The following is a 20628-nucleotide window of genomic DNA, read 5'->3' on the forward strand; positions in this document are numbered from 1 at the left end:
CAATAAGATAAGAACTGGCACGCTTCTTGATTATATCTATACATATCCCTATGAAAAGATTAATGAGAAGGAACAATACAAAATGGCTATTCATGTTAAAAATAATGTTAATTGGGTTGGACAACGTGACTGGGAAGTTCGTGATTTTCATGGCACTGAATATAAAACATTATTAGGAAGTAGCTATAACAGTTACCTAATACGTGAAGAAAAGAATGTCCTTATTGATACAGTTGACCATAAATTTAGTCGCGAGTTTGTGCAAAATTTACGAGCTCAAATTAATCTGGAAGAGATTGATTACATTATTATTAATCATGCAGAAGAAGATCACGCTGGCGCTCTTACTGAGCTGATGTCTTTTATTCCTAATACCCCGATTTATTGCACAGCAAATGCGATTGATTCAATCAATGGCCACCACCATCACCCTAAATGGAATTTTAATATCGTTAAAACAGGCGACAGCCTTGATATTGGCAATGGCAAGCAACTAATTTTTGTTGAAACGCCAATGCTACATTGGCCTGACAGCATGATGACCTATTTAACTGGTGATGCGATTTTATTTAGTAATGATGCCTTTGGTCAGCACTATTGTGATGAGCGTTTATTTAACGATGAAGTTGACCAAACGGAATTATTTGAGCAATGCCAACGCTATTATGCCAATATTTTGACGCCATTTAGTCGCCTTGTGACACCAAAAATTAATGAAATTTTAGGCTTTAATTTACCTGTTGATATGATTGCTACTTCTCATGGCGTGGTATGGCGTGATAATCCAACACAAATCGTTGAATTATATCTAAAATGGGCTGCTGACTACCAAGAAGATCGTATCACTATTTTCTATGACACCATGTCGAACAATACCCGTATGATGGCAGATGCCATTGCACAAGGTATCAATGAAATTGATCCTAACGTGTTTGTAAAAAGCTATAACGTCGCCAAAAGTGATAAAAATGACATTATCACCAGTGCATTTCGTTCTAAAGGTGTACTTGTTGGTTCATCAACAATGAATAATGTCATGATGCCAAAAATTGCTGCCATGCTTGAAGAGATGACGGGCTTACGTTTTCGTAATAAGAAAGCTGCTGCTTTTGGGAGTTATGGTTGGAATGGTGGTGCTGTTGACCGCATTCAAACCCGCTTGATGGATGCTGGATTTGAAACCGCACTAGCGCTAAAAACCAAATGGCGTCCAGACATGCAAGCTCAAGAGATTTGTCGTGAATATGGCCGTGAAATTGCACGCCAATGGGCTTTAGCGCCACTTACTGCAACTCAACCTTGTTGTATAACCTCATCACAACCTGAAGCTATCACAGAGATTGAAGCAATCGACTTAGGTCCACGTATGCAATGTAGTGTATGCCAATGGATTTACGATCCGGCAGTAGGTGAACCAATACAAAACGTTCAACCTAATACACCATGGAGTGAAGTCCCTGATAGTTTCTTATGCCCTGAATGCTCATTAGGAAAAGATGTCTTTGATGCGCTTGCAAAGGAGGCAAAATGAGTACAGACCTTCTCAATAATGGGATTGTTATTATTGGTGCGGGGTTTGCCGCACGCCAATTAGTTAAAAACATTCGCAAATTTAATGCAGATATTCCCATTACTTTAATTGCATCAGACAGTATTGATGAATATAACAAGCCGGATTTAAGCCATGTTATTAGTCTGGCTCAAAATGCGGATGATCTAACAAAACAAACAGCTGAAGACTTTGCACAACAATATCAACTAGCCATTTATCCTTATACGCAAATTGTTGATATTAATACGGATGAAAAACGTATTCAAAGTACCAAAGGTGAGCAATGGTATTACGATAAATTGGTATTAGCCACTGGAGCCAAAACTTATTGTCCTGCTATTTCAGGCCATGAGCTAATGTTTACACTTAATAGCCAACAAGAGTACCGAACTTATGAAGCTCAAATTCACCAAGCTAAGCGTGTATTAATTTTAGGTGCGGGTTTAATTGGCACTGAATTAGCCATGGATTTTAGTCGGGCAGGTAAAGAGGTGATCCTTGCAGATATTTCAGGGCAATTATTATCATCCTTGATCCCGTCTGATCTTAGTGGTCGTTTGCAATCTAGCCTCACTGAAATTGGTGTGCGATTAATGCTGAAATCACCATTACAGTCATTAACACAAACTGATAACGGTATTTTAGCGACATTTAATCAACATCATCAATTAACTGTTGATTGTGTTATTGCCGCAACAGGACTCACGCCGAATATAGAGCTTGCTCATCTTGCGGGTTTGCATACTGATCGTGGGATTGTTGTGAATGAATATCTGCAAAGCAGTAATAGCAATATTTATGCCTTAGGTGATTGTGCGCAAATCGACGGTAACTTATTACCATTTTTGCAGCCAATACAATTAAGTGCGATGCACTTAGCCAAATCACTCGTTGGTGAAAATAATACTCCACTGAATTTACCGCCAATGATTATTCGGGTGAAAACACCGTTAATGCCTCTACATCTTGCCGGTGAAACTGCTCGTAATGACTTAACGTGGAATATTAATACAACACAATCGGGTGTTATCGCCAAAGGCTTTGATGATAACAATGTATTACGCGCCTTTGTGGTTACAGAAGAGCAGGTAAAAGAAGCCTTTGCTTTATTAAGAGCGCTGCCCGCTTAATTTTAATAGTGATATCGCCAAACAACGCTGCAACTTGAATAGACACAAATAGATACTCTAAATAATTCTAGGTGTAGCTAGGCGACAAGTGAGCGAGTCACTAGGAGCATACATAAGTATGTGACTAGTGCGAATGAACGCAGTCAACAACGCTACAATTTGAATAGACACAAATAGATACTCTAAATAATTCGAGGTGTAGCTAGGCGACAAGTGAGCGAGTCGCTAGGAGCATACATAAGTATGTGACTAGTGCGAATGAACGCAGTCAACAACGCTACAACTTGAAGTATGACGAGTATAAACAGGTGAAACTATGAACTTACGTGATCAACCACTAGGCCAACTGGCTCTATCTATTTCTGGCGCCAGTGCCATATTCCGTCAATATAACCTCGACTTTTGTTGCGGTGGAAAAAGAACATTAAGCAAATCTGCAGAGAAAGCAGGACTCAATATTGATGAAATTGAAAGTAAATTAATTGCCCTTTCAGAACAGCCATTAGAAAAAGATTGGCGACAAGCTCCATTGAGTGAAATTATTGATTTTATTATTGTTCGTTATCATGACAAACATAGAGCACAATTACCGGAGCTTATTCTACAAGCAGAAAAAGTAGAGCGGGTTCATGAAGCAAAACCGACTGTTCCTAAAGGGCTATCTCGTCAGTTAACGCTATTATTAGATGAGCTGACAAGCCATATGATGAAAGAGGAACGCATTCTCTTTCCTATGATAAAAAATGGATTAGGAAGCCAAGCAGGAGCACCCATTAGTGTTATGGAACACGAACATGATGATGCTGGTGAAATTGTTGAAGTGATTAAGTTTATTACCAAAAACGTCACGCCACCACCTGAGGCCTGCACCACATGGCGAGTTCTTTATAATGGTATTAATGAGCTTATCGATGATTTAATGAATCATATTAGCTTAGAAAACAACTTATTATTTCCAAGGGCATTAGCGGGCGAGTAGTCGTGTACATACAGGGGATTTCATTATCCCCTGCCATTTTTATAACAATCAGTAAACCCTACCGCTCACCTTGAGTATCTATTAACAAACGCTGATTTATATATTCGATAGTCTCGTCTATCGTCATAATATTATTAACGACATTAGTAATACCTTGTCCGATAATAATTTCGGCTTGGCGCAAATTAAATAATTTGCCATTTGGTACTGACGATTCTCGTATTCCCTTATTAATTTCTTGATAAGCTAATGTCATCCATGGGTAACGATGGCTAATTTCTTGGTTATGGCTGAAATTTTGATGATTACTGTTTCCACCTAATAAAATAAGGTGATCCATAACTACAGGGGAATAAAGCCAACGATAAAATTGCTCTGCATATCGTGATTTTTGGCTATAACGTGAAACCCCTAATACGCCACCGCCTAATTGCGGAATACTTCCTGGTACAGGTGCAAAACCTGTTTTAGGTAAAATATTGCTATGAGCAACATCGTTAAATAAATTCATATAAGCGATAAGCATAGCAAGATGCCCTTGCTCAAATTGTCTAACCGACTCACTCCACCACTTATTATGAATATTCTCAGTGATCGACAACTGTTTTAAATATTCTTCTAATATTTCACTTGCTAAAGGCATTTCTAATCTAGGAATATTATGGCTTCCTATTAAGCGCCCGCCTTTTGCGTAATAACGTAATAGATATTCTGTTGCGATCAATCCTGCACTACCCAATGTTGTTGAAGCTCCCATTGGGCGACTTAATTGCCCTTCTTCATGTTGTTCAGTAAAAAACTGCGTCACATTATCGTATTCTTCAAATGTCGTCGGTACAATTAACTCATTACCTGTTTTTTCGTAATACATTCTTTTTAGAATAGGATCTTCAAACAAATCTTTTCGATAAAATAGGAGTTGCGCACTGGCATCAAAAGGCATGGCATAAGCAACATTATTCACTAAACTAAATTTCTGCTGAGTAGGCAGTGAAAAATTATTTAATAAATCTGTTAATCCGTTACCGATTTTATCTAATGGCTGTAATATTCGTTCCGCAAACCAAGGAAAACAAGCCATATCAATACGTAATAAATCATAATATGGATGTAAATGTAGCTGACTTAATATTTGATAAACTTCATCGTATGGATGTATTGCTAAATTAACTTTAATGCCTGTTTGGCGATAAAAATGAGGTAGTAGTTTTTTTAATGCACTGGTTGAAGGGCTAGGTAAAATCAGTAAATTAAGACTGATATCCGCTTTATCCTCACTGACAACTGCCGGCGTTAATGTATAAAGATGATCGCTTTGATTACGCACACAAGTCACATTCTTTTCAGTTATTTCACTTTCATACTCTTCTTGCATTAATGCATCCATGACTTCTAATCCAAGTTGAGCGTAATTCATTGGAAAGTAATACAACCCTTTTAATACAGGTGGAATATTGTCGCTCAATGCAAAAATAGGAGGGCAATCATTATGGCTACCGAAATAACTGGCTTGTGTTAAATAACGAGCTTTCTCTATATCTTGAGCAATAAATATGTCTGGGATTTGCTCCATAGAAAAGAAATCAAACGCAATTTTATAACTTTCTTCATCTGACGCACAAAGCACCACATTTTTTTTATTGGGTGCATTCTCTAAAAGTCGATTTTGTAATTCATTGGCAAAGTTTTGATTATTTAAATAGTCGCTACTTCCCATAAAAATGCCCACTAATTTACCTGTGGTTTTTGCAACCTGTTGGCAAATAGCTTCTGCGGCTTGAGCAAAATCGAGTGTGAAATATCGTTGAACATTTAGTGGTTCACGATAAACAAATGCAACTTGAGAAGGCGGTAATTTTAACGTGTCAAAATAAATATTTGCATCTTTAAGACAGCTAACGGTGATCACTTGTTTATAGCCACCTGCTGCAATTTTCTGTAATGCTTCTAATTCGGTGGTTTCAAGATCATCGGTTAAAAAAAGATCGTAAGTTACCTCAGGAAAATGAGCAATAGACTGTCTTAAGGAATTAAAAAAAACGGCATATTTTTCAGAAACTAATTGAGGTAGAAGTATGGCAATTTTATGGCTTTTATTGGTTCTTAACAGTTGAGCCTGTGTATTTAATTGATAGCCCATTTGTTTGGCGGCTTGATACACAGCTTCAATTTTCTCAACACTCACATTCCCACGTTTATTCAATACGTTAGAAACCGTTCCATGAGAGACACCTGCTAGTTTTGCTATATCTTTAATCGTTGCCATTGACCTTTTTCCATCTCAATTTCTGCTTTCACTAGCATACCTGAATTATTTATCGCGACTACTGCTAATTGATTTGAACGTTCCACTTTTAATTTGTTTATAAAACAAGCGCTTGTTACTTATCACAAATAAATGATTATCAATATCAATTAAAATATATATCAATATTAATCAATACGATAAGAAATTTAATTTGAATAAGATCACTGATCTGATCTTCATTTATTGGCAAATAATCTTCATCATTTTATTATTGGAACGTTCAAATCAATCTATAACTTACAGATAGCCAACACCAGATAATTAATAAAATCATAATAAAACAATAGGATAAGGGGATTTCTTATGAAACTTCATTTTTTAGGGACGGCTGCCTCAGAAGGCATACCCAATCCCTTCTGCCGTTGTGAACACTGCCTGAAAGCAAGAGAACTTGGTGGGAAAGATATCAGAACTCACTCTTCTGCCATTGTCGATGACATTATGTTAATCGACGTATCACCTACATTTAGTTACCAATTAATGCGTGATGGAATGGATGCTACCAATTTTGAAAGCCTTCTATTCACTCACACTCATCCAGATCATTTCAATGTTGGCGATCTGTTTAGCCGAATGGAAGGTTATGGTTTTGAAATTAACCATCCTCTTCATATTTTTGGTAATGATCGCGCGATTAATGGATGCATCGAAGTTTTACCTGGTTACAGTAAAGAGCGTTTTGCTTTTCACTGCTTAATTCCTTTTGTTACTGTCGAAAGAAATGGCTATAAAATTACACCATTACTCGCTAATCATGCGAAATGGGAACTTTGCTATGTTTATCATATTGAGAAAGATGGCAAGGTTATTTTCTATGGACATGATTCTGGTTGGTTCCCTGAATTAACGTGGAAATGGTTAGAGAACAAACCACTAGATATCGTTGTTTTTGAATGTACTTATGGACTCAATGGTAAAGATCGTACCGATAATCATATGAGCCTAGAAACCGTATTTGCAGCAAAAGAAAAACTGCAACAGCAAAATTGTTTACATCAAAATACACAAATTGCCGTTTCGCATATTTCACATAGTGGTAAATTGCTTCATCACGAATTAGAAGTTGTTTGTGCTCCTCATAATATCCGCGTTGCCTACGACGGATTAACGTTAGAAACAAATTAAGAGGAGAACGATGATGGATATGAAAATAACCTCTCGCTTACTAATAATGATGTTTGTGCAATATTTCATGCAAGGTGCGTGGAATATGACTATGGGGCTAGTATTAAGTAGCTATGGTATGGCAAGCATTATTGGTAATGCCTACGCTTTATTAGGCGTCGCTACAATTATCTCTCCATTATTTATTGGTATGGTGGCTGACCGTTTCTTTGCTTCACAAAAAGTCATGGGCATCCTTCATTTAATTAATGCAGCAGTCATTATTTGTGTTCCTCAATTTATTGAAGCACAAAACAGTGGCATGACTTTATTCTTAATTTTCATTATTGGATTATTGTTTTATCCAACAACTGCGCTTTCAAATAGTATTAGTTTCTCCCATATTAATGGCGTGAAATATTTCCCTATTATTCGTGTATTCGGTACGTTTGGTTTTATGGCTATCGGATTTATATTAGGTGAAATGGGCTTCTCTGGTAGTACGATGACTTGGTATATCGCTTCTGCTGTAGGTGTTTTACTTGGTTTCTACTGCTTTACTTTACCTAACACGCCACCAAAAGCGAAAGGTAAGCCATTCTCTACTCGTGATATTTTATGTTTAGATGCGCTTTCATTATTTAAAGATCGTTATTTCGCTATCTTAATGTTTAGTATCTTTGTTTTAATGATCCCTAAAACAGCGTACTCCGCTTATATTCCTGTTTTTATTAAAGCATTAGGTTTTAATAATGCAGCGTCTATTATGCAAATAGGTATAGCCTGCGAAGTTCTGTTTATGTTTGTATTGTCATTCTTCTTAATGAAGTTTGGCTTCAAAATTACATTACTTTTAGGTGCTGTTAGCTGGATCATTCGCTCAATATTCTTCTCTTATGCTGCGGTAAATACAGAGTTTTACTTTATCGTTATCGGATTAATGCTACAGGGATTATGTTGGGACTTCTTCTTTACTGCTGGTGATATCTATGTTGACCGCAAAGCCAAACCGGAAATTCGTGCTCAAGCACAAGGCCTACGCTTTATTGTCTCTAATGGTTTCGGCCTATTATTTGCTTCCACTATTTGTGGTCAAATCTTTAATTCAACCGTAACAGAAACAGGTGATGCTGCATTACCACAGTGGTCAACATTCTGGATATACCCAGCAATCGTTGCTGCCGTTGTAACCCTATTCTTTATCTTCTTCTTTAAAGATGATGTGAGTAAAAAGAAAAATAACGAAGATAAGAAAGTACCAGAAGGCACAGTAACTCCTTAGTCTTAGAATAATAGGCTAACGTTAGGAGCAAACCATGGACGCATTAATTCAGTTTGTTGGCAGCATTGGCCCTTTATCACTATCAAGTATCGCTAAATTACTGGCCGCCTTTATTTTGGGCGGCCTTATTGGCTTAGAGCGTGAATCAAAGGGAAAACCTGTCGGTTTTAAAACCTGTGTCATTATTGCCGTTGCCAGTTGTTTATTAACTATTGTCTCTATTCAATCTGCGGAATATTACGCCAATATTTCAGACAATATTCGTAGTGATCCCATGAGATTAGCAGCACAAATTATCAGTGGTGTCGGCTTTCTTGGCGCTGGCGTTATATTGCATCGACGTGATGATGCCATTTCAGGCCTGACAACCGCAGCCATAGTGTGGGCTTCTGCCGGTGTAGGGATTGCTTGTGGCTCAGGTTTTTATTGGCATGCCATGATTGTAACTGTTCTCTTTTTTATGGCTATTCAACTTAGCCCACAAGTGGTGCTATTTCAGATGAAAAACCAACGCTTAGGTAAGATTAAAGTACGCATGTTATTTACCCATGAGAGCGGTGTTCCTCTTTTAATTGAGTATTTAAAAAGCCATAAAGATGTGATTGAAAATCTGACTATTCGCGATATTAAAAAAGAGCGTGTTGAAGTGAATTTGAAACTGTTAGTCCGACAAAAAATTACCTTACCCGAATTTTATTGCTCATTAAAACAGCTTGAACATGTTCATTCTGTTTCTTTAGATCATTAATATATTCAAAAGTAAAAAGTGCGCACTACCTTAGATAACTGCGCACTTTTTTATTATTTTGATGATCGATTAATTGTCTTATTAAGGATTTTTCACGACTAACGGATTACCAAAACGCTCTAAATACATCATGCCAAAGATGGTTGAAGCATAGTCTGTAATATGTCCTACATCACGATATACTGGCACACCTTCTATATCGGTTAGACAGATATTTTTATCACACTGCACATCTTTAGGGTCGATGATAATTAAGGTTGGATAGTCCTTTTTTAACTTAACAAATAACTGATTCATCCATGTATTTCCCTCACCTTTATAGTTTTTGGGGTTACAATTATTATCTGCAAAATCCTTTCTTAATTTTGCATTTTCATAAAAACAGGTCATAAAACCACTTGGCATAGAATTAACTGTTTTAATAAAAACAGGCTTAGCCCCTGTGGCAATAATTATATCAAGCGCTTCACGCATCGCTTTCTCAACGCGTTTGCGAGACTCTTCAACGGTTCTAACATCACCTATCTTATTAATGACATGATTTGACGCGTAGTTATTCCAAACTTGCCCAAATATTACATAATCGAAGTGACCATTCCTGATAAGTTGATAATATTTCGCCGTTTGATCGTAACAACGTTGATAAACTGTATTTTTATGATTAGACCAGTCATAAAGATAAATATTAGGAAGCGTAATACACGATGAAGTTGCTTGTGCATATACATCTATTTTGGCGTCTTTACCTAAAATATCCATAAAGCCCCAATAATGATTTGCATGAGAATCACCAAATAAAAAGGCTTTTTTCTGGCTTCCTACTTCACCAATATGACACATTTTATCTGGATCAGAGGCTTCGAAATTCATACATTTAGTTCGATTGGGATAATCAAACTGATTCAATTTTGCTTCTAAATTAACGTAATTTTGCCCAAGTCTTGCTCCTATACCTTGATATTTTTCATTCAAAGCATTTAGCCCCAAAGCGAATAAAATAGGAACAATTAATAAGAGAGTGATGGAATATTTAAAGGCTAAACGCTTTCTTCTAAACGGTTTTTCAATCAGAAAATAAGAGCTAATTGATAGCAATAAGGTTAATGCTAACAGTGATCCTTTTTGCAGTTCTGTATTAAACACACCAACATAGCGTGCAACAGCAAATAATGGCCAATGCCATAAATAGAGAGAATAAGATAATAACCCAACGATCACGATTGGCTTTAACGAGAGTATTTTTTCAATAATACTTCCATGTTGTCCAGTATAAATAATTAGCGCAGCACCAAGACAAACATACAACGTATTAAGATTCGGATAACCTGCAATAATATCGTTTTGAAATGCAACCCAAACAATAACACCTAGCGCAATTAAGCTAATAACATCATTTATTCTTCGATTAGGTTTTATCTTTGTTGGGAAGTAGGCAACACAAGCTCCCAACATAAATTCAAAGATCCGCGTACTAAAATAGTAATAATTTTTCGGTTGGTCTTTCTGGTAATAAAACACCAGAATAAATGAAATAACAGTGACTAATACCACCGGATAAAAATGATTAACTCTTTCTTTTACATTAATTTTGTGTAGAAAATAAAGCGCAAAAGGCAAGAAAAGATACCATTGCCACTCTATCGCTAAAGACCACGTATGCAATAACGGTAAAAATAGTGCATCTTGCGCTGCATAGCTGGTTGTTGCTCTCGCAAAATATTTATTAGAGAGAAAGGCTGAGGCATATTTCTCGCTATTCGTAATATCTAAATAATCACTAGGTAGATAAAAAAGTCCAGATATCACTAGAACTGAAATTAGTACAACAAGATAAAGTGGTTGTAATCGCCATAATCGACGATTATAAAAATCACGAAATGAAAAATTACCTTGTGACAATGAAGTTTTAATTATCAACGAGATCAAAAAACCAGAGATCACAAAGAAAATATCGACACCAATAAATCCCGAAGGAATTAAGCGATTATCCAAATGGAACAGGATAACCAGAATAACAGCGACCGCTCTTAAACCATCGATATCAGCACGATATTTTACATTCATAATTCAAACACATAATCCGAATAAAAAGAATCGTTGGATTATATACTAATTAGCTATATCACTTTAGTCACAAAAAGATGGATCACCATTTAATATTTAATGTTAATAACACCTAAATGGCCATAACTGATTAAATTCCATCGTTAAACCCAATTGTACTTCAGATGAAAGTGAACCTTTGCTTACCACAAATTTGGGATGTCGGATAATGATTGGGGTATTAATAGCATGATGCATTAATGATGATCGGTTTCGCTCTAACTCATCATAAAGCTGCTTCATCTCTGCTGATGACGTATTTTCACCTAATCGCCCAAGTGTGATATGAATAATGTCTTTATGAAGTGAACTCTTAATTGGGATTTGCTGATAAACCTGCTGCCTAAAGAGTGTTAATTCCTTTGAGATACCCGTTAATATCAAACTGCCATTGGATGTGAGTACAACGTCATTAAATAAAATTTCGATACTTTTTATTTGATTAAAGATTTTTGCAATCTCATGACACCACGATAATAATACGGGCCGTTGTAGTTTAAATTGCTCATTTTGTTGATTAAAAATCGTTAATAATGTGGAATGAAATTCTTGGGGCTGAGTAAATTCAATAAATGGAAATTTAAGCTTAAGCTGTTCGCAATAAACCATTAACTTCTGACTAAAGGGAATAAAGCTTTCCTCAATTTCAGGCTGAGAAATCATTAAGTACCCTGCATTTAAGCTGACATCAATAATACTTTCATCATTAATTTGTCGTTGCCAAATTTCGCCAGTTGCCAATTTTTTGAGCGTTGCTTGTGTCAGAAATTCGTATGCCATCAAGACACCTTAATTAAAAATAAGACAATAATTAGTACTTTGGTTTGAGTGGCATTTAAAATCAAGTTTTAGAGTCAATAATAAAAAAGTGGCTTTATTCTAAAAGCCACTGTCACATCAAAGGGGGAGATGTTGAAATATGGGTCTATCTATAAAATTATCAATCAAAGTCAAATCGATTACAGAAAATTAGCTGCTTTAAACTTCGCTAAAGCATCAGCTTTTTGCTCTGCCGTCATTGGACGTAATGGGCGACGAGGGTCACCAACATCAATACCATGCAGTTGCATTGCTACTTTTCCTGCTGCAACACCGCCGTACTCAACTAAAACACGAATAATAGCAATCACTTTATCCATGCAAGCAGTAACACCTTCATGATCACCAGCTTTAAATTTTTCAATAATTTCAAGGTATAATGGTGCAGCATAGTTATATGTGCTACCAACTGCACTTAATGCACCACAGGCTAATCCCGCAGGAATAAATTCATCAACACCAAATGGCACATCATATTTTCCGCCATCTACTCGTAAGCAACGCTGGAATTCATACATATCGGGAGAATTAAATTTCATACCAGATAAATTTGGAATTGCTTTACCCGCTACTTGTAAGAATTTCTCCATATCAATACTTAAGCCTGACATGGTGGAGTGATAATAGTAAAAACCTTTAGATGGCGCACTTGCAGCCGCTAAACGACAATATTCAACGAGATCATCAACATTGCCTGGTTTAAAAAAACAAGGGCCAATAACGGATGTTGCTTTGATATCTAAGGTTTCGGCATGGCGAGCAAGTTCTAGCGTATCAGCAATACTTAATGCACCTGTATGAATAATAAGATCAAGCTTACCCTGACTGGCACTAACCCAGTGTTCAGCCACTTTCTTACGTTCTTCAACAGAACAATGAATACCTTCGCCTGTTGTTCCTAATACATAAGCACCTGTCACACCACTTGCAATTAGGTGTTTAGCTATTTCATCAATGACAGGATAATTAACGCTACCATCAGTTGCAAAAGGAGTATGAGGTGCGGCAATCAGTCCAGAGAGTTTGTTCATGATAACTTCCTTTGGAGGTTAATTTCTTTTCTATTAATTTTATGGAGCTTAACTCTATATTAGGGAGCAATACTTCAGAACGCAATAACGAAATGAGCATTAAAGGAAGAGAAAAATGAAAGTGTGATCTTTAGCCAATTTTCACTAAAAATCACACAATGTAGAGATAAACTTATGCGGAATGAGTCTGTTTTAGCGCATTCAATGTTCGCAGTTTTTGCTCTTTAACCATATCAGGCTGAGCTTGCACTAATAGCGTATAAAGAAGATCTAATACAAAGAGTTGTGCGGTTTTTGTACCAATAGAGTCACCTTGCAGTTTCCCTTGTCGGTTACCATTAATTAAATGATGATCAGCATACTCCATAATTTGTGAGCCTAAATTATGAGTCAATGCGATCGTGCTGGCTCCTGCTTCTTTAGCTAATTTAAGAGCATGGACCGTTTCAGGAGAATTACCGGAATGGCTAATTCCAATAGCCACATCGCCTGGTTTTAATAGAGAGGCTTGCATATACATAAAGTGGTTATTTGTAACAGCATCAACACGATAGCCAATTCGCATAAGTTTATTTTTTAAATCTTCTGCTGTAATTCCTGAAGAGCCAACACCACAAATAAAAATATAATTTGCTGATAATAAAGCATTTACAGCACCTTGAACTTGCTTCATATCGAGCAGATTTAATGTCTCTGATAATACGTTATTAATCGTTGCTTGAAGTTTTAAACCAATGGTATGGATATCGTCTTGATGGGTCACTTCTGCATCAAGAATAGGTGACTCTTCATTATCAGAGGTCGCCATTTCAATCGCCAAATCCATTTTAAAATCTTGAAACCCTTTATAACCCAATGTACGGCAAAAACGCACAACCGTCGCTTCACCCGCTTTTGTTGCTTGTGAAAGTTGAGCAATAGAGAGCTGAGTAACTTCTGTAGGATGGAACAGGATATAGTCTGCAATGCGCTGTGATACTCGCGTTAGACTATTTTTCATTGCGCCTAGCGTATCAAGTATTTTACCCGGCTTTAATCGAGTCGTTGCCTGTTCTGTCATGGAGATTATCCTTGGTTGCAGAAGATACACGGAAAAAAATTCTGCCAACAAGAGTACCAATTCCAACAGGTTAAAAAAAGCCTTGCTCATACAATAATATGATAATAAAAAACGCTTTATTCCTTAATAGCATCAGAATACAACTTACTGATACATCAGAAATAAAGCGCTTAATAAAAATAGTAATTATTAGTCGGTCAATGCGGTGACATCTAACTTAACAACGACTTTTTTCAGTGTGTTTGCACCATTTTCAGCCGAAATGCCCGGTTTATGAGGTTCATAAGGCATAAAAACAGCAAACATGCTTGATGAAAGTGTTAAGGTCTGTTGACCTATTATTGTGTCGGTTAGTTGGTAATCATCAGCCTCATTATAAGGCGCCACGTCTTGTGCTGAGCCTTGTATACCAAAATCAATAATTTCTTCGCCACTAAGCAATATTTGAATATCAATATAACGCTGGTGTAACTCAGCTCGCTTCTGTTCACGAGGCTGTGTATCAAACGTCATAACATTCATAAATAGCGTTTCACCGTCAATCTTATAACTACCCGGAGCAAGTGAAGCAGGATCAAGTGCTAATGCTTTTTCCATCGCGTCACGCAACGCGGGATTCATTTCTGGCATTGTAGCCAAATCTGATATGTGTCCAAATAACATAGATTATTCCCTATTAGTTTCCTGATGTTTCACTATCATCTAATGAAATTTGTTTTGCTGATGCGAAAAGCGGTGCTGTAATTGTTCCTGCGATAACAACAGACATCGCACCAATCACTCCGTAGAAGAAGAAATTAAGATCACTGCCATAACGTGCAGCTAATACAGCAATAATACTGACAATGATCCCGACAACTGCACTACCTGCATTAGCACGTTTGACAAAAATACCCAGCATAAACAAACCGGTCATTGGGCCACCCATTAAACCAATCAGACTATTAAAGGCATCCCAAATTTCAGATTCATCAGATAAAACTAACCAAATTGCAGCTAAACTACTGAAGACACCAGCAACAATAATGACTAATCTTGCGACTTTCATTTTTTGTTCAGCGCTGCGTTCAGATTTGCTTAAACGAGTGTAGATATCAGAATTAAAACAGCTTGAGATACTGTTTAAGCTACTCGAAATGCTGGATTGAGCCGCAGCAAAAATAGCTGCAATAATTAATCCAGCAATACCAACAGGCATTTCAGTCACAATAAACAGAGGCAGAATACCTCCTGTATTAAAGCCTTCAGGTAAGAAATTAGGATTCTGTTTGTAATACACAAACAAAGCAGATCCAATAGCAAAGAAGAAGATAGGAATAATGGCAACTAATTTCGCATTTGTTATTAGTGTACGTTTTGTTTCTTCAATAGAATCCGTCACGATATAACGCTGTACGACATCCTGACTTGCTGTAAACTGTTGAATGTTAGCGAATAAAAATCCAATCATCAAAACAGGAATAGTGCTATCCGTCCAACTCCAACGAAATTGAGTCGTAGGAAAGAATTTATCAGCTTGTGATGTTGCTGTGAAAATTTCACTAATTCCGCCATCAACTTTAAAGCAGATCATAATAAAAATAAGAACTGCACCACCTGAAAGCAATAACCCTTGGATAACGTCCGTCCAAATAACACCTTCAATTCCGCCCATCCAAGTATAAATAATACAGAGCAAGCTAATCAGTACGATTAAAACAACAGGGTCAATACCCATAAAAGGGCGTAAAGCAAGTACAGTTAAATAAGTAATAATGGCAATCCGACCAATATGGAATAACATAAATGAAAGGCTGGCAAATAAACGACTGCGTATATCAAAACGTGCTTCTAAATATTCATAAGCCGAAGTGATTTTTAATTTTCTAAAGAAAGGAATATAAAAATAAAAAACTAATGGCAAAATAGCGATAGCTAAATATTGCCCGATAATAAAAGTCCAGTCGGAAGTATAGGCCTTTGCTGGGATCGACATAAAAGTAATAGAACTTAAAGTAGTCGCAAAAACAGAAACCCCTGCGGCCCACCCAGGAACCCGGCCTCCTCCACGAAAATAATCATCCGCTGTTTTTTGGCGTTTAGAGAAATAAACACCCACGAGTAACATTGCAGCTAAATAACCAAACAGCACTGCATAGTTAATAAAACCAAAATCATGTAATTGCATTTTTTAGTCCTGCCATATGTAGGGTAAAAGGTAAGTTTTACGACAGTTTTTTATTGCTCTCTAGCCCAAAGGACAGCACCCCAGAGCCCGGCATCATGATGATAGTGAGCCGATAATATCGGCACTTGTAATGCAACTGGTTGCTTTATCTGGGCTGCTTGAACGAGTTCGATATATCCCTTTGCCAGCCCAACACTTCCTCCAAGAACGACACAATCAGCATCTGTTGTTGCTTTAATATCGGTCACCAAATTTGCAATGATGTTTGCTGAACGTTCGATAATTGATTTTGCTTGTAAGTTTCCCTGATGAAAGGCAGCAAAAATCGCTTTTGCATCTTTTCCAGCAAGCTCCCGTGTCGCTTGTGATGCAATTGCACGACCAGAAGCGATTGCTTCAACACAACCATAGCGACCACAACCACAAAGTGGGCCATGAGGATCGGCAAGCGTGTGACCTAAATGACCTGCAATACCTCGCTTTCCTGTAAAGAGTTGTCCTTGTTGAATTACGCCACCGCCAACACCTGTCGATACGGTGATAAATGCCATATCGGAAATAGTTTCACGACGATGATCATATTCAGCCCATGTGGCTGCTTGAGCATCATTGAGTAGCCAACAAGGCAATCCTGTAAGTGCGACGAGTGTTTCTTTTAAAGGAAAGTCTTTTAGTCCACCTAAATTACCCGGATTCAATGCGGTCAAAATGCCATTACAAATAATCCCTGTTGATGCGACAGCAACTCTATCTGCATCGCTTTTTAGTGGTGTAGTAATAGCAACTAAAGCTTCATAAAGTTGCGTTGGTGATGCACTTGCGGGTGTGGCTATCTGAGTATGTTGTGTCAATTGGTTATCTCGACTGATTAGTGCCGCCGAGATTTTTGTTCCTCCAATATCAATTGCTAATGTATTCATTTATCTAACTCCTGCTGCCACTTTAATGCCTGAGTAAACCAATCACAGACATGCTCAAGACGCGTCAATGCAGAGCCTACTGTGACAGCCCAAGCACCAGCTTGCATTCCTCTTGCGGCAATCATTGGTGTGTTATAACGCCCTTCGGCAATCACTCGGCATCCCTTTTCGGCCAATGCGGTGACAAGTTGTAAATCAGGTAGTTTTGGTATCTCACCACCGGTATAACCCGACATCGTTGAGCCAATAAATTCAGTGCCTAACTCTTGGCAATACATACCTTCGTCAAAGGTGGCACAATCTGCCATCGCCAATCTTCCTAAACGATGAATATGAGCTAATAGTGTTTTCACTGGTATAGGACGCACACGATCAGTACCATCAAAAGCAATAATATCGGCGCCCGCTTTAGCTAAGTCATCAACATCACTAAGCCACGGAGTGATCCTTACTGGGCTATCAGGTAAATCACGCTTCACAATACCAATAATCGGCACATCAATAAGAGGACGAGTTGCTCTTAAATTATCAATTCCCTCAATACGCACAGCGATTGCTCCTGCATTTACCGCTGCTTGAGCCATTGCAGCAACAATCTCTGGCTTATCCATTGGGCTATTATCAACAGGCTGGCAAGACACAATCAGTCCGCCTTTTTGTTGAATATCTTTAGTCATCTTTTCAATTAGCGCCATTTTGACTCACTGCTCTCTTTTTTGAAATGTAACTCCAAATTATAATATTTTACGGAGTTTAATTTCTCAATCAAAAAAACAGTAATTTGTGAAGAAGATCAAACAATAATCAATATCTTCTAACACACTGATAAATAAACAAAATAAAAAGTAGAGTGATGTTTCCACCACTCTTCCTCTTTTTTATTCCGTGTTACTTAACTTAAATTAAAAATGAAACTGCAACCCGACTCGATAACGTGTCTGACGATCATCACTGAGAGGGCTTACAGCCATATTGCCAACTTCAATATAAGGTGTGAAAGTACTGTTGATTTGATAAGAGAAAGCGACGTTATGCTCATAATTGCGTTTTTTATTATCATATTTTATGGCGTCGCTATACATTTGAGTATAATCATATTCCACTTTAAATTTGTTATATTTATAACCTATAAAACCATCAAGACGATTTGTTTTTTCATCATCAACACCTTGTTTTGTTTTACGGGCATAATCAAAACGATAACGTCCTGCAATATATAAACCATTATCAAAGTTATATTGTGCTTTTAAATAAGGTTTATATATAGAAGTATCTGTTACGGTTTCAAAAATAAGACCAGGCTGTAATGTAATATAGTTATTTAGTTTATAGTTATAACTTAATCCCATTTCAATAGCATTATTAACAACATCACTGAATAGTTTATCTTTATCACCATCAACACCACCCGATTTAACGCTAGCATCAATATAGAAACCAACACCATTTGAAAAAGAGTGAATAAATGCAACTCTATCTTTATTAATTCGAGTAGAGTCTGCATATTCATGACGAAAGTCTAATGTAGTCGCATATAATTGAGATGACATTAATAAAGTACAGCATGACAATAAAAGTTTCTTCTTTTTATTTAGCATAATATTTTTCCAAAAAGGTGAGATCCCCTGAATTAACAAAGGAGATCTTGATGAATTATTTTAATTTATATTTAGGAAGAGATTATTCAATAATTAATTGTTTATCTTTCATTGTTAAAGTAATAACTGAATTAACAGCTTCACCTTTATTTGTTTCGCCTCCAATTAAATAAAGTGAATTATCATATGAAACAGTAACACCATAGCCAAGAGGAAGAGGTAATTCACCAATGACTTTCCATTGATTATTAATAAAACCATAAATTTCTTTATGCCATGTCTTTTCTAATCCTTGATGCGCAAAGTAATGTTGCTGTGCATAGTTTGCCTGTGCTCCCGGGAAATTTGCCCCGCCAGCAACAAGTAAAGTGTGCATACTGTAACCGGAAAATGCACCAGCCAAACCGTCTTGTGGCTGATTAGGCGTAGGGTCGGGTAATTTCTGAGCAACAGACCCCCATTGTAATTGAGTATTTTTTAATGTGGCAGTTTGCACTTCACTGGTGCGTAACCCTGGTTTTATTTCACCATTGATTAAAGTGATTTTATTGCCATCATAAGCTAATGCAGAGCCTGCTGTTCCATTAAATGGCGTAATACCTAATAATCTCCATTGATTATTTTCAGCATTATATTCCATTATATTTCGATTAAAAAAATAACCTTCAGCAGGCTTATTAAAATAATCACTAATAATTTTTTTATTTTCAGATTCATTCGATTTAGTACGGTTTAAATCAACGAAATAACCGTCAAAGATTTGTTGATTAACACCACCAAGAATAATAGCTTGATCATTGTTAATACTAACTCCTGTATGCCCAACCAATCCGTAAGGTGCTCGAGTGTTGATCTTTTCCCATTTATTTTCTTTTGGTGAATAGCGATAAACATCTGTCAGCGCACTAATTGTTTCGCTATTTTCATTTTCTTTTCCTGCTCCACCAAAAATATAAATATCATTATTTAGCTCTAGAGCAATAGCTTGATCTCTTGGTGTTCCAGGAAAGTCTGCTATTCTTTCCCATTGTTTTTTCGAACTATTCAGGTCAAGCTTATACCATGATTTTCCCGCTGTACCTAAACCAACATAAATAATATTTTCGCTAATTGTTCCAGCACCACTTTTAAATGTTACTGGTAAATTAGGCAGCTTTTCTGCAAAACTAGTAGACGTGAATATTGCCGACATTAGCATTACAGAAAGACAGGAGTAAGATATTTTCTTTATTCTGTTCATACTTATTAGCTCTTATTATTGTCATCAAGTAGGGGTTTTTCTTGTATCTTAAATATCACTCCAATATATAATTATTTTCGGAGTTAAACTTCAAATTGATCTTTTCTGAATTGTGAAGGCGATCAAAATGTCTATTTTTTAATCTTATATTTTTACAACTTTCTTTAAATCAAATTTAGGAATAAAAATCTGACAATAGAATAAAAGACAGTCTCAATAAATTATTATTGAGATTTTATGCAGAATATAATGTTACTTTTTTTACAGTAAAAAATTTTTATGACACAGGTAAAAATGGAGTTTTATTTCAAGCGCCTTTTTAATAGATTACATCCTCATTTTTACCTTGTGTGTTAATTGAAAAATTGGTTATTTAACATGATGGAAATCAAACTAAATTGTTATTTTTTAATATATTTTGTATCCGCATTGTTAGCATGGATTTATTTTTTTTCCTCGTTATAATCACCAACGTCATTTTAAGTAGTAGTTCATCACATTGAGTTCACAAAACGATACTCAGGTCTGTCTTGAATGATTGAAAAATGAAATCGTATCTTTACTGGACGTTTTTTAAACGCCCGGTA

At 36.6% G+C, this 20628-nt stretch carries 17 protein-coding genes; 6 read left to right on the forward strand and 11 right to left on the reverse strand.

All coding sequences use genetic code 11. From position 1 onward, the window contains the following. Positions 1-82 precede the first annotated feature (82 nt). The 3 genes from norV to ytfE all read left to right on the forward strand — a co-directional run bounded on the left by norV (position 83) and on the right by ytfE (position 3661). On the forward strand, positions 83-1531 hold the full coding sequence (gene norV / locus DK857_RS04360) for an anaerobic nitric oxide reductase flavorubredoxin (protein ID WP_109401639.1): 1449 nt from the start codon (positions 83-85) through the stop codon (positions 1529-1531). Continuing rightward, a complete protein-coding gene (gene norW / locus DK857_RS04365; protein ID WP_109401640.1) occupies positions 1528-2682 on the forward strand; it encodes an NADH:flavorubredoxin reductase NorW in 1155 nt (384 codons plus the stop codon). The genes norV and norW overlap by 4 nt, the downstream gene beginning before the upstream one ends. 316 nt (positions 2683-2998) lie before the next feature. Beyond that, positions 2999-3661 carry an iron-sulfur cluster repair protein YtfE gene (gene ytfE / locus DK857_RS04370; protein ID WP_098941606.1) on the forward strand — a complete coding sequence of 221 codons (663 nt, stop codon included), beginning with the start codon at positions 2999-3001 and terminating at the stop codon, positions 3659-3661. Between the two features lie 58 nt (positions 3662-3719). Here the strand turns inward: ytfE and DK857_RS04375 are convergent, their stop codons facing one another. Beyond that, positions 3720-5927 carry an extracellular solute-binding protein gene (locus tag DK857_RS04375; protein WP_109401641.1) on the reverse strand — a complete coding sequence of 736 codons (2208 nt, stop codon included), beginning with the start codon at positions 5925-5927 and terminating at the stop codon, positions 3720-3722. A gap of 345 nt (positions 5928-6272) precedes the next feature. On the opposite strand from DK857_RS04375, the gene DK857_RS04380 reads away from it, so the two are divergent. From DK857_RS04380 to DK857_RS04390, 3 genes are read left to right on the forward strand one after another with little or no spacing between them, the layout of a single operon-like run. Beyond that, positions 6273-7094, forward strand: coding sequence for an MBL fold metallo-hydrolase (locus DK857_RS04380; protein WP_109401642.1), 822 nt, complete (start codon positions 6273-6275; stop codon positions 7092-7094). A 13-nt stretch (positions 7095-7107) separates the two neighbouring features. Continuing rightward, entirely contained in the window at positions 7108-8355 is a 1248-nt protein-coding gene (locus DK857_RS04385) for an MFS transporter (RefSeq protein ID WP_109401643.1), read from the forward strand. A 34-nt stretch (positions 8356-8389) separates the two neighbouring features. Next, positions 8390-9103 (forward strand): MgtC/SapB family protein, encoded by a 714-nt coding sequence (locus DK857_RS04390; protein WP_088494251.1) that lies wholly within the window; start codon positions 8390-8392, stop codon positions 9101-9103. An 81-nt stretch (positions 9104-9184) separates the two neighbouring features. Here DK857_RS04390 and DK857_RS04395 read toward each other — a convergent pair whose 3' ends face one another. From DK857_RS04395 to DK857_RS04440, 10 genes are all read right to left on the reverse strand, one after another. Continuing rightward, complete coding sequence (locus tag DK857_RS04395) at positions 9185-11167, reverse strand: acyltransferase family protein (protein WP_109401644.1); 1983 nt, start codon at positions 11165-11167, stop codon at positions 9185-9187. Between the two features lie 102 nt (positions 11168-11269). After that, positions 11270-11986 (reverse strand): hypothetical protein, encoded by a 717-nt coding sequence (locus DK857_RS04400; protein ID WP_109401645.1) that lies wholly within the window; start codon positions 11984-11986, stop codon positions 11270-11272. A gap of 179 nt (positions 11987-12165) precedes the next feature. Further along, complete coding sequence (locus DK857_RS04405) at positions 12166-13056, reverse strand: dihydrodipicolinate synthase family protein (protein ID WP_109401646.1); 891 nt, start codon at positions 13054-13056, stop codon at positions 12166-12168. 172 nt (positions 13057-13228) lie between these two features. Further along, positions 13229-14116 carry a MurR/RpiR family transcriptional regulator gene (locus DK857_RS04410; protein ID WP_088494247.1) on the reverse strand — a complete coding sequence of 296 codons (888 nt, stop codon included), beginning with the start codon at positions 14114-14116 and terminating at the stop codon, positions 13229-13231. Between the two features lie 189 nt (positions 14117-14305). Beyond that, positions 14306-14779, reverse strand: coding sequence for an N-acetylneuraminate anomerase (nanQ, locus tag DK857_RS04415; RefSeq protein WP_109401647.1), 474 nt, complete (start codon positions 14777-14779; stop codon positions 14306-14308). Between the two features lie 13 nt (positions 14780-14792). After that, positions 14793-16283 (reverse strand): sodium:solute symporter, encoded by a 1491-nt coding sequence (locus DK857_RS04420; protein ID WP_109395246.1) that lies wholly within the window; start codon positions 16281-16283, stop codon positions 14793-14795. Between the two features lie 50 nt (positions 16284-16333). Further along, complete coding sequence (gene nanK / locus DK857_RS04425) at positions 16334-17203, reverse strand: N-acetylmannosamine kinase (RefSeq protein WP_109401648.1); 870 nt, start codon at positions 17201-17203, stop codon at positions 16334-16336. After that, positions 17200-17898 carry an N-acetylmannosamine-6-phosphate 2-epimerase gene (locus DK857_RS04430; protein WP_109395244.1) on the reverse strand — a complete coding sequence of 233 codons (699 nt, stop codon included), beginning with the start codon at positions 17896-17898 and terminating at the stop codon, positions 17200-17202. Before DK857_RS04430 ends, nanK begins: the two co-directional genes overlap by 4 nt. Positions 17899-18105: 207 nt before the next feature. Then, positions 18106-18801 carry an oligogalacturonate-specific porin KdgM family protein gene (locus DK857_RS04435; RefSeq protein ID WP_109401649.1) on the reverse strand — a complete coding sequence of 232 codons (696 nt, stop codon included), beginning with the start codon at positions 18799-18801 and terminating at the stop codon, positions 18106-18108. A gap of 82 nt (positions 18802-18883) precedes the next feature. Next, positions 18884-20041, reverse strand: coding sequence for an N-acetylneuraminate epimerase (locus tag DK857_RS04440; protein WP_109401650.1), 1158 nt, complete (start codon positions 20039-20041; stop codon positions 18884-18886). Positions 20042-20628: the final 587 nt, after the last annotated feature.

It is taken from the genome of Proteus terrae, assembly GCF_003144325.1.
GTDB classification, from domain to species: domain Bacteria; phylum Pseudomonadota; class Gammaproteobacteria; order Enterobacterales; family Enterobacteriaceae; genus Proteus; species Proteus terrae.

What these genes read in the sequence shown, in the direction of transcription:
- DK857_RS04400 (WP_109401645.1), bottom strand. Translation starts at nt 11,986, where the DNA reads ATGGCATACGAATTTCTGACACAAGCAACGCTCAAAAAATTGGCAACT.
- DK857_RS04405 (WP_109401646.1), bottom strand. Translation starts at nt 13,056, where the DNA reads ATGAACAAACTCTCTGGACTGATTGCCGCACCTCATACTCCTTTTGCA.
- DK857_RS04395 (WP_109401644.1), bottom strand. Translation starts at nt 11,167, where the DNA reads ATGAATGTAAAATATCGTGCTGATATCGATGGTTTAAGAGCGGTCGCT.
- DK857_RS04435 (WP_109401649.1), bottom strand. Translation starts at nt 18,801, where the DNA reads ATGCTAAATAAAAAGAAGAAACTTTTATTGTCATGCTGTACTTTATTA.
- norW (WP_109401640.1), top strand. Translation starts at nt 1,528, where the DNA reads ATGAGTACAGACCTTCTCAATAATGGGATTGTTATTATTGGTGCGGGG.
- DK857_RS04375 (WP_109401641.1), bottom strand. Translation starts at nt 5,927, where the DNA reads ATGGCAACGATTAAAGATATAGCAAAACTAGCAGGTGTCTCTCATGGA.
- nanK (WP_109401648.1), bottom strand. Translation starts at nt 17,203, where the DNA reads ATGAATACATTAGCAATTGATATTGGAGGAACAAAAATCTCGGCGGCA.
- DK857_RS04420 (WP_109395246.1), bottom strand. Translation starts at nt 16,283, where the DNA reads ATGCAATTACATGATTTTGGTTTTATTAACTATGCAGTGCTGTTTGGT.
- nanQ (WP_109401647.1), bottom strand. Translation starts at nt 14,779, where the DNA reads ATGTTATTTGGACACATATCAGATTTGGCTACAATGCCAGAAATGAAT.
- norV (WP_109401639.1), top strand. Translation starts at nt 83, where the DNA reads ATGGCTATTCATGTTAAAAATAATGTTAATTGGGTTGGACAACGTGAC.
- DK857_RS04430 (WP_109395244.1), bottom strand. Translation starts at nt 17,898, where the DNA reads ATGGCGCTAATTGAAAAGATGACTAAAGATATTCAACAAAAAGGCGGA.
- DK857_RS04385 (WP_109401643.1), top strand. Translation starts at nt 7,108, where the DNA reads ATGGATATGAAAATAACCTCTCGCTTACTAATAATGATGTTTGTGCAA.
- ytfE (WP_098941606.1), top strand. Translation starts at nt 2,999, where the DNA reads ATGAACTTACGTGATCAACCACTAGGCCAACTGGCTCTATCTATTTCT.
- DK857_RS04410 (WP_088494247.1), bottom strand. Translation starts at nt 14,116, where the DNA reads ATGACAGAACAGGCAACGACTCGATTAAAGCCGGGTAAAATACTTGAT.
- DK857_RS04440 (WP_109401650.1), bottom strand. Translation starts at nt 20,041, where the DNA reads ATGAACAGAATAAAGAAAATATCTTACTCCTGTCTTTCTGTAATGCTA.
- DK857_RS04380 (WP_109401642.1), top strand. Translation starts at nt 6,273, where the DNA reads ATGAAACTTCATTTTTTAGGGACGGCTGCCTCAGAAGGCATACCCAAT.
- DK857_RS04390 (WP_088494251.1), top strand. Translation starts at nt 8,390, where the DNA reads ATGGACGCATTAATTCAGTTTGTTGGCAGCATTGGCCCTTTATCACTA.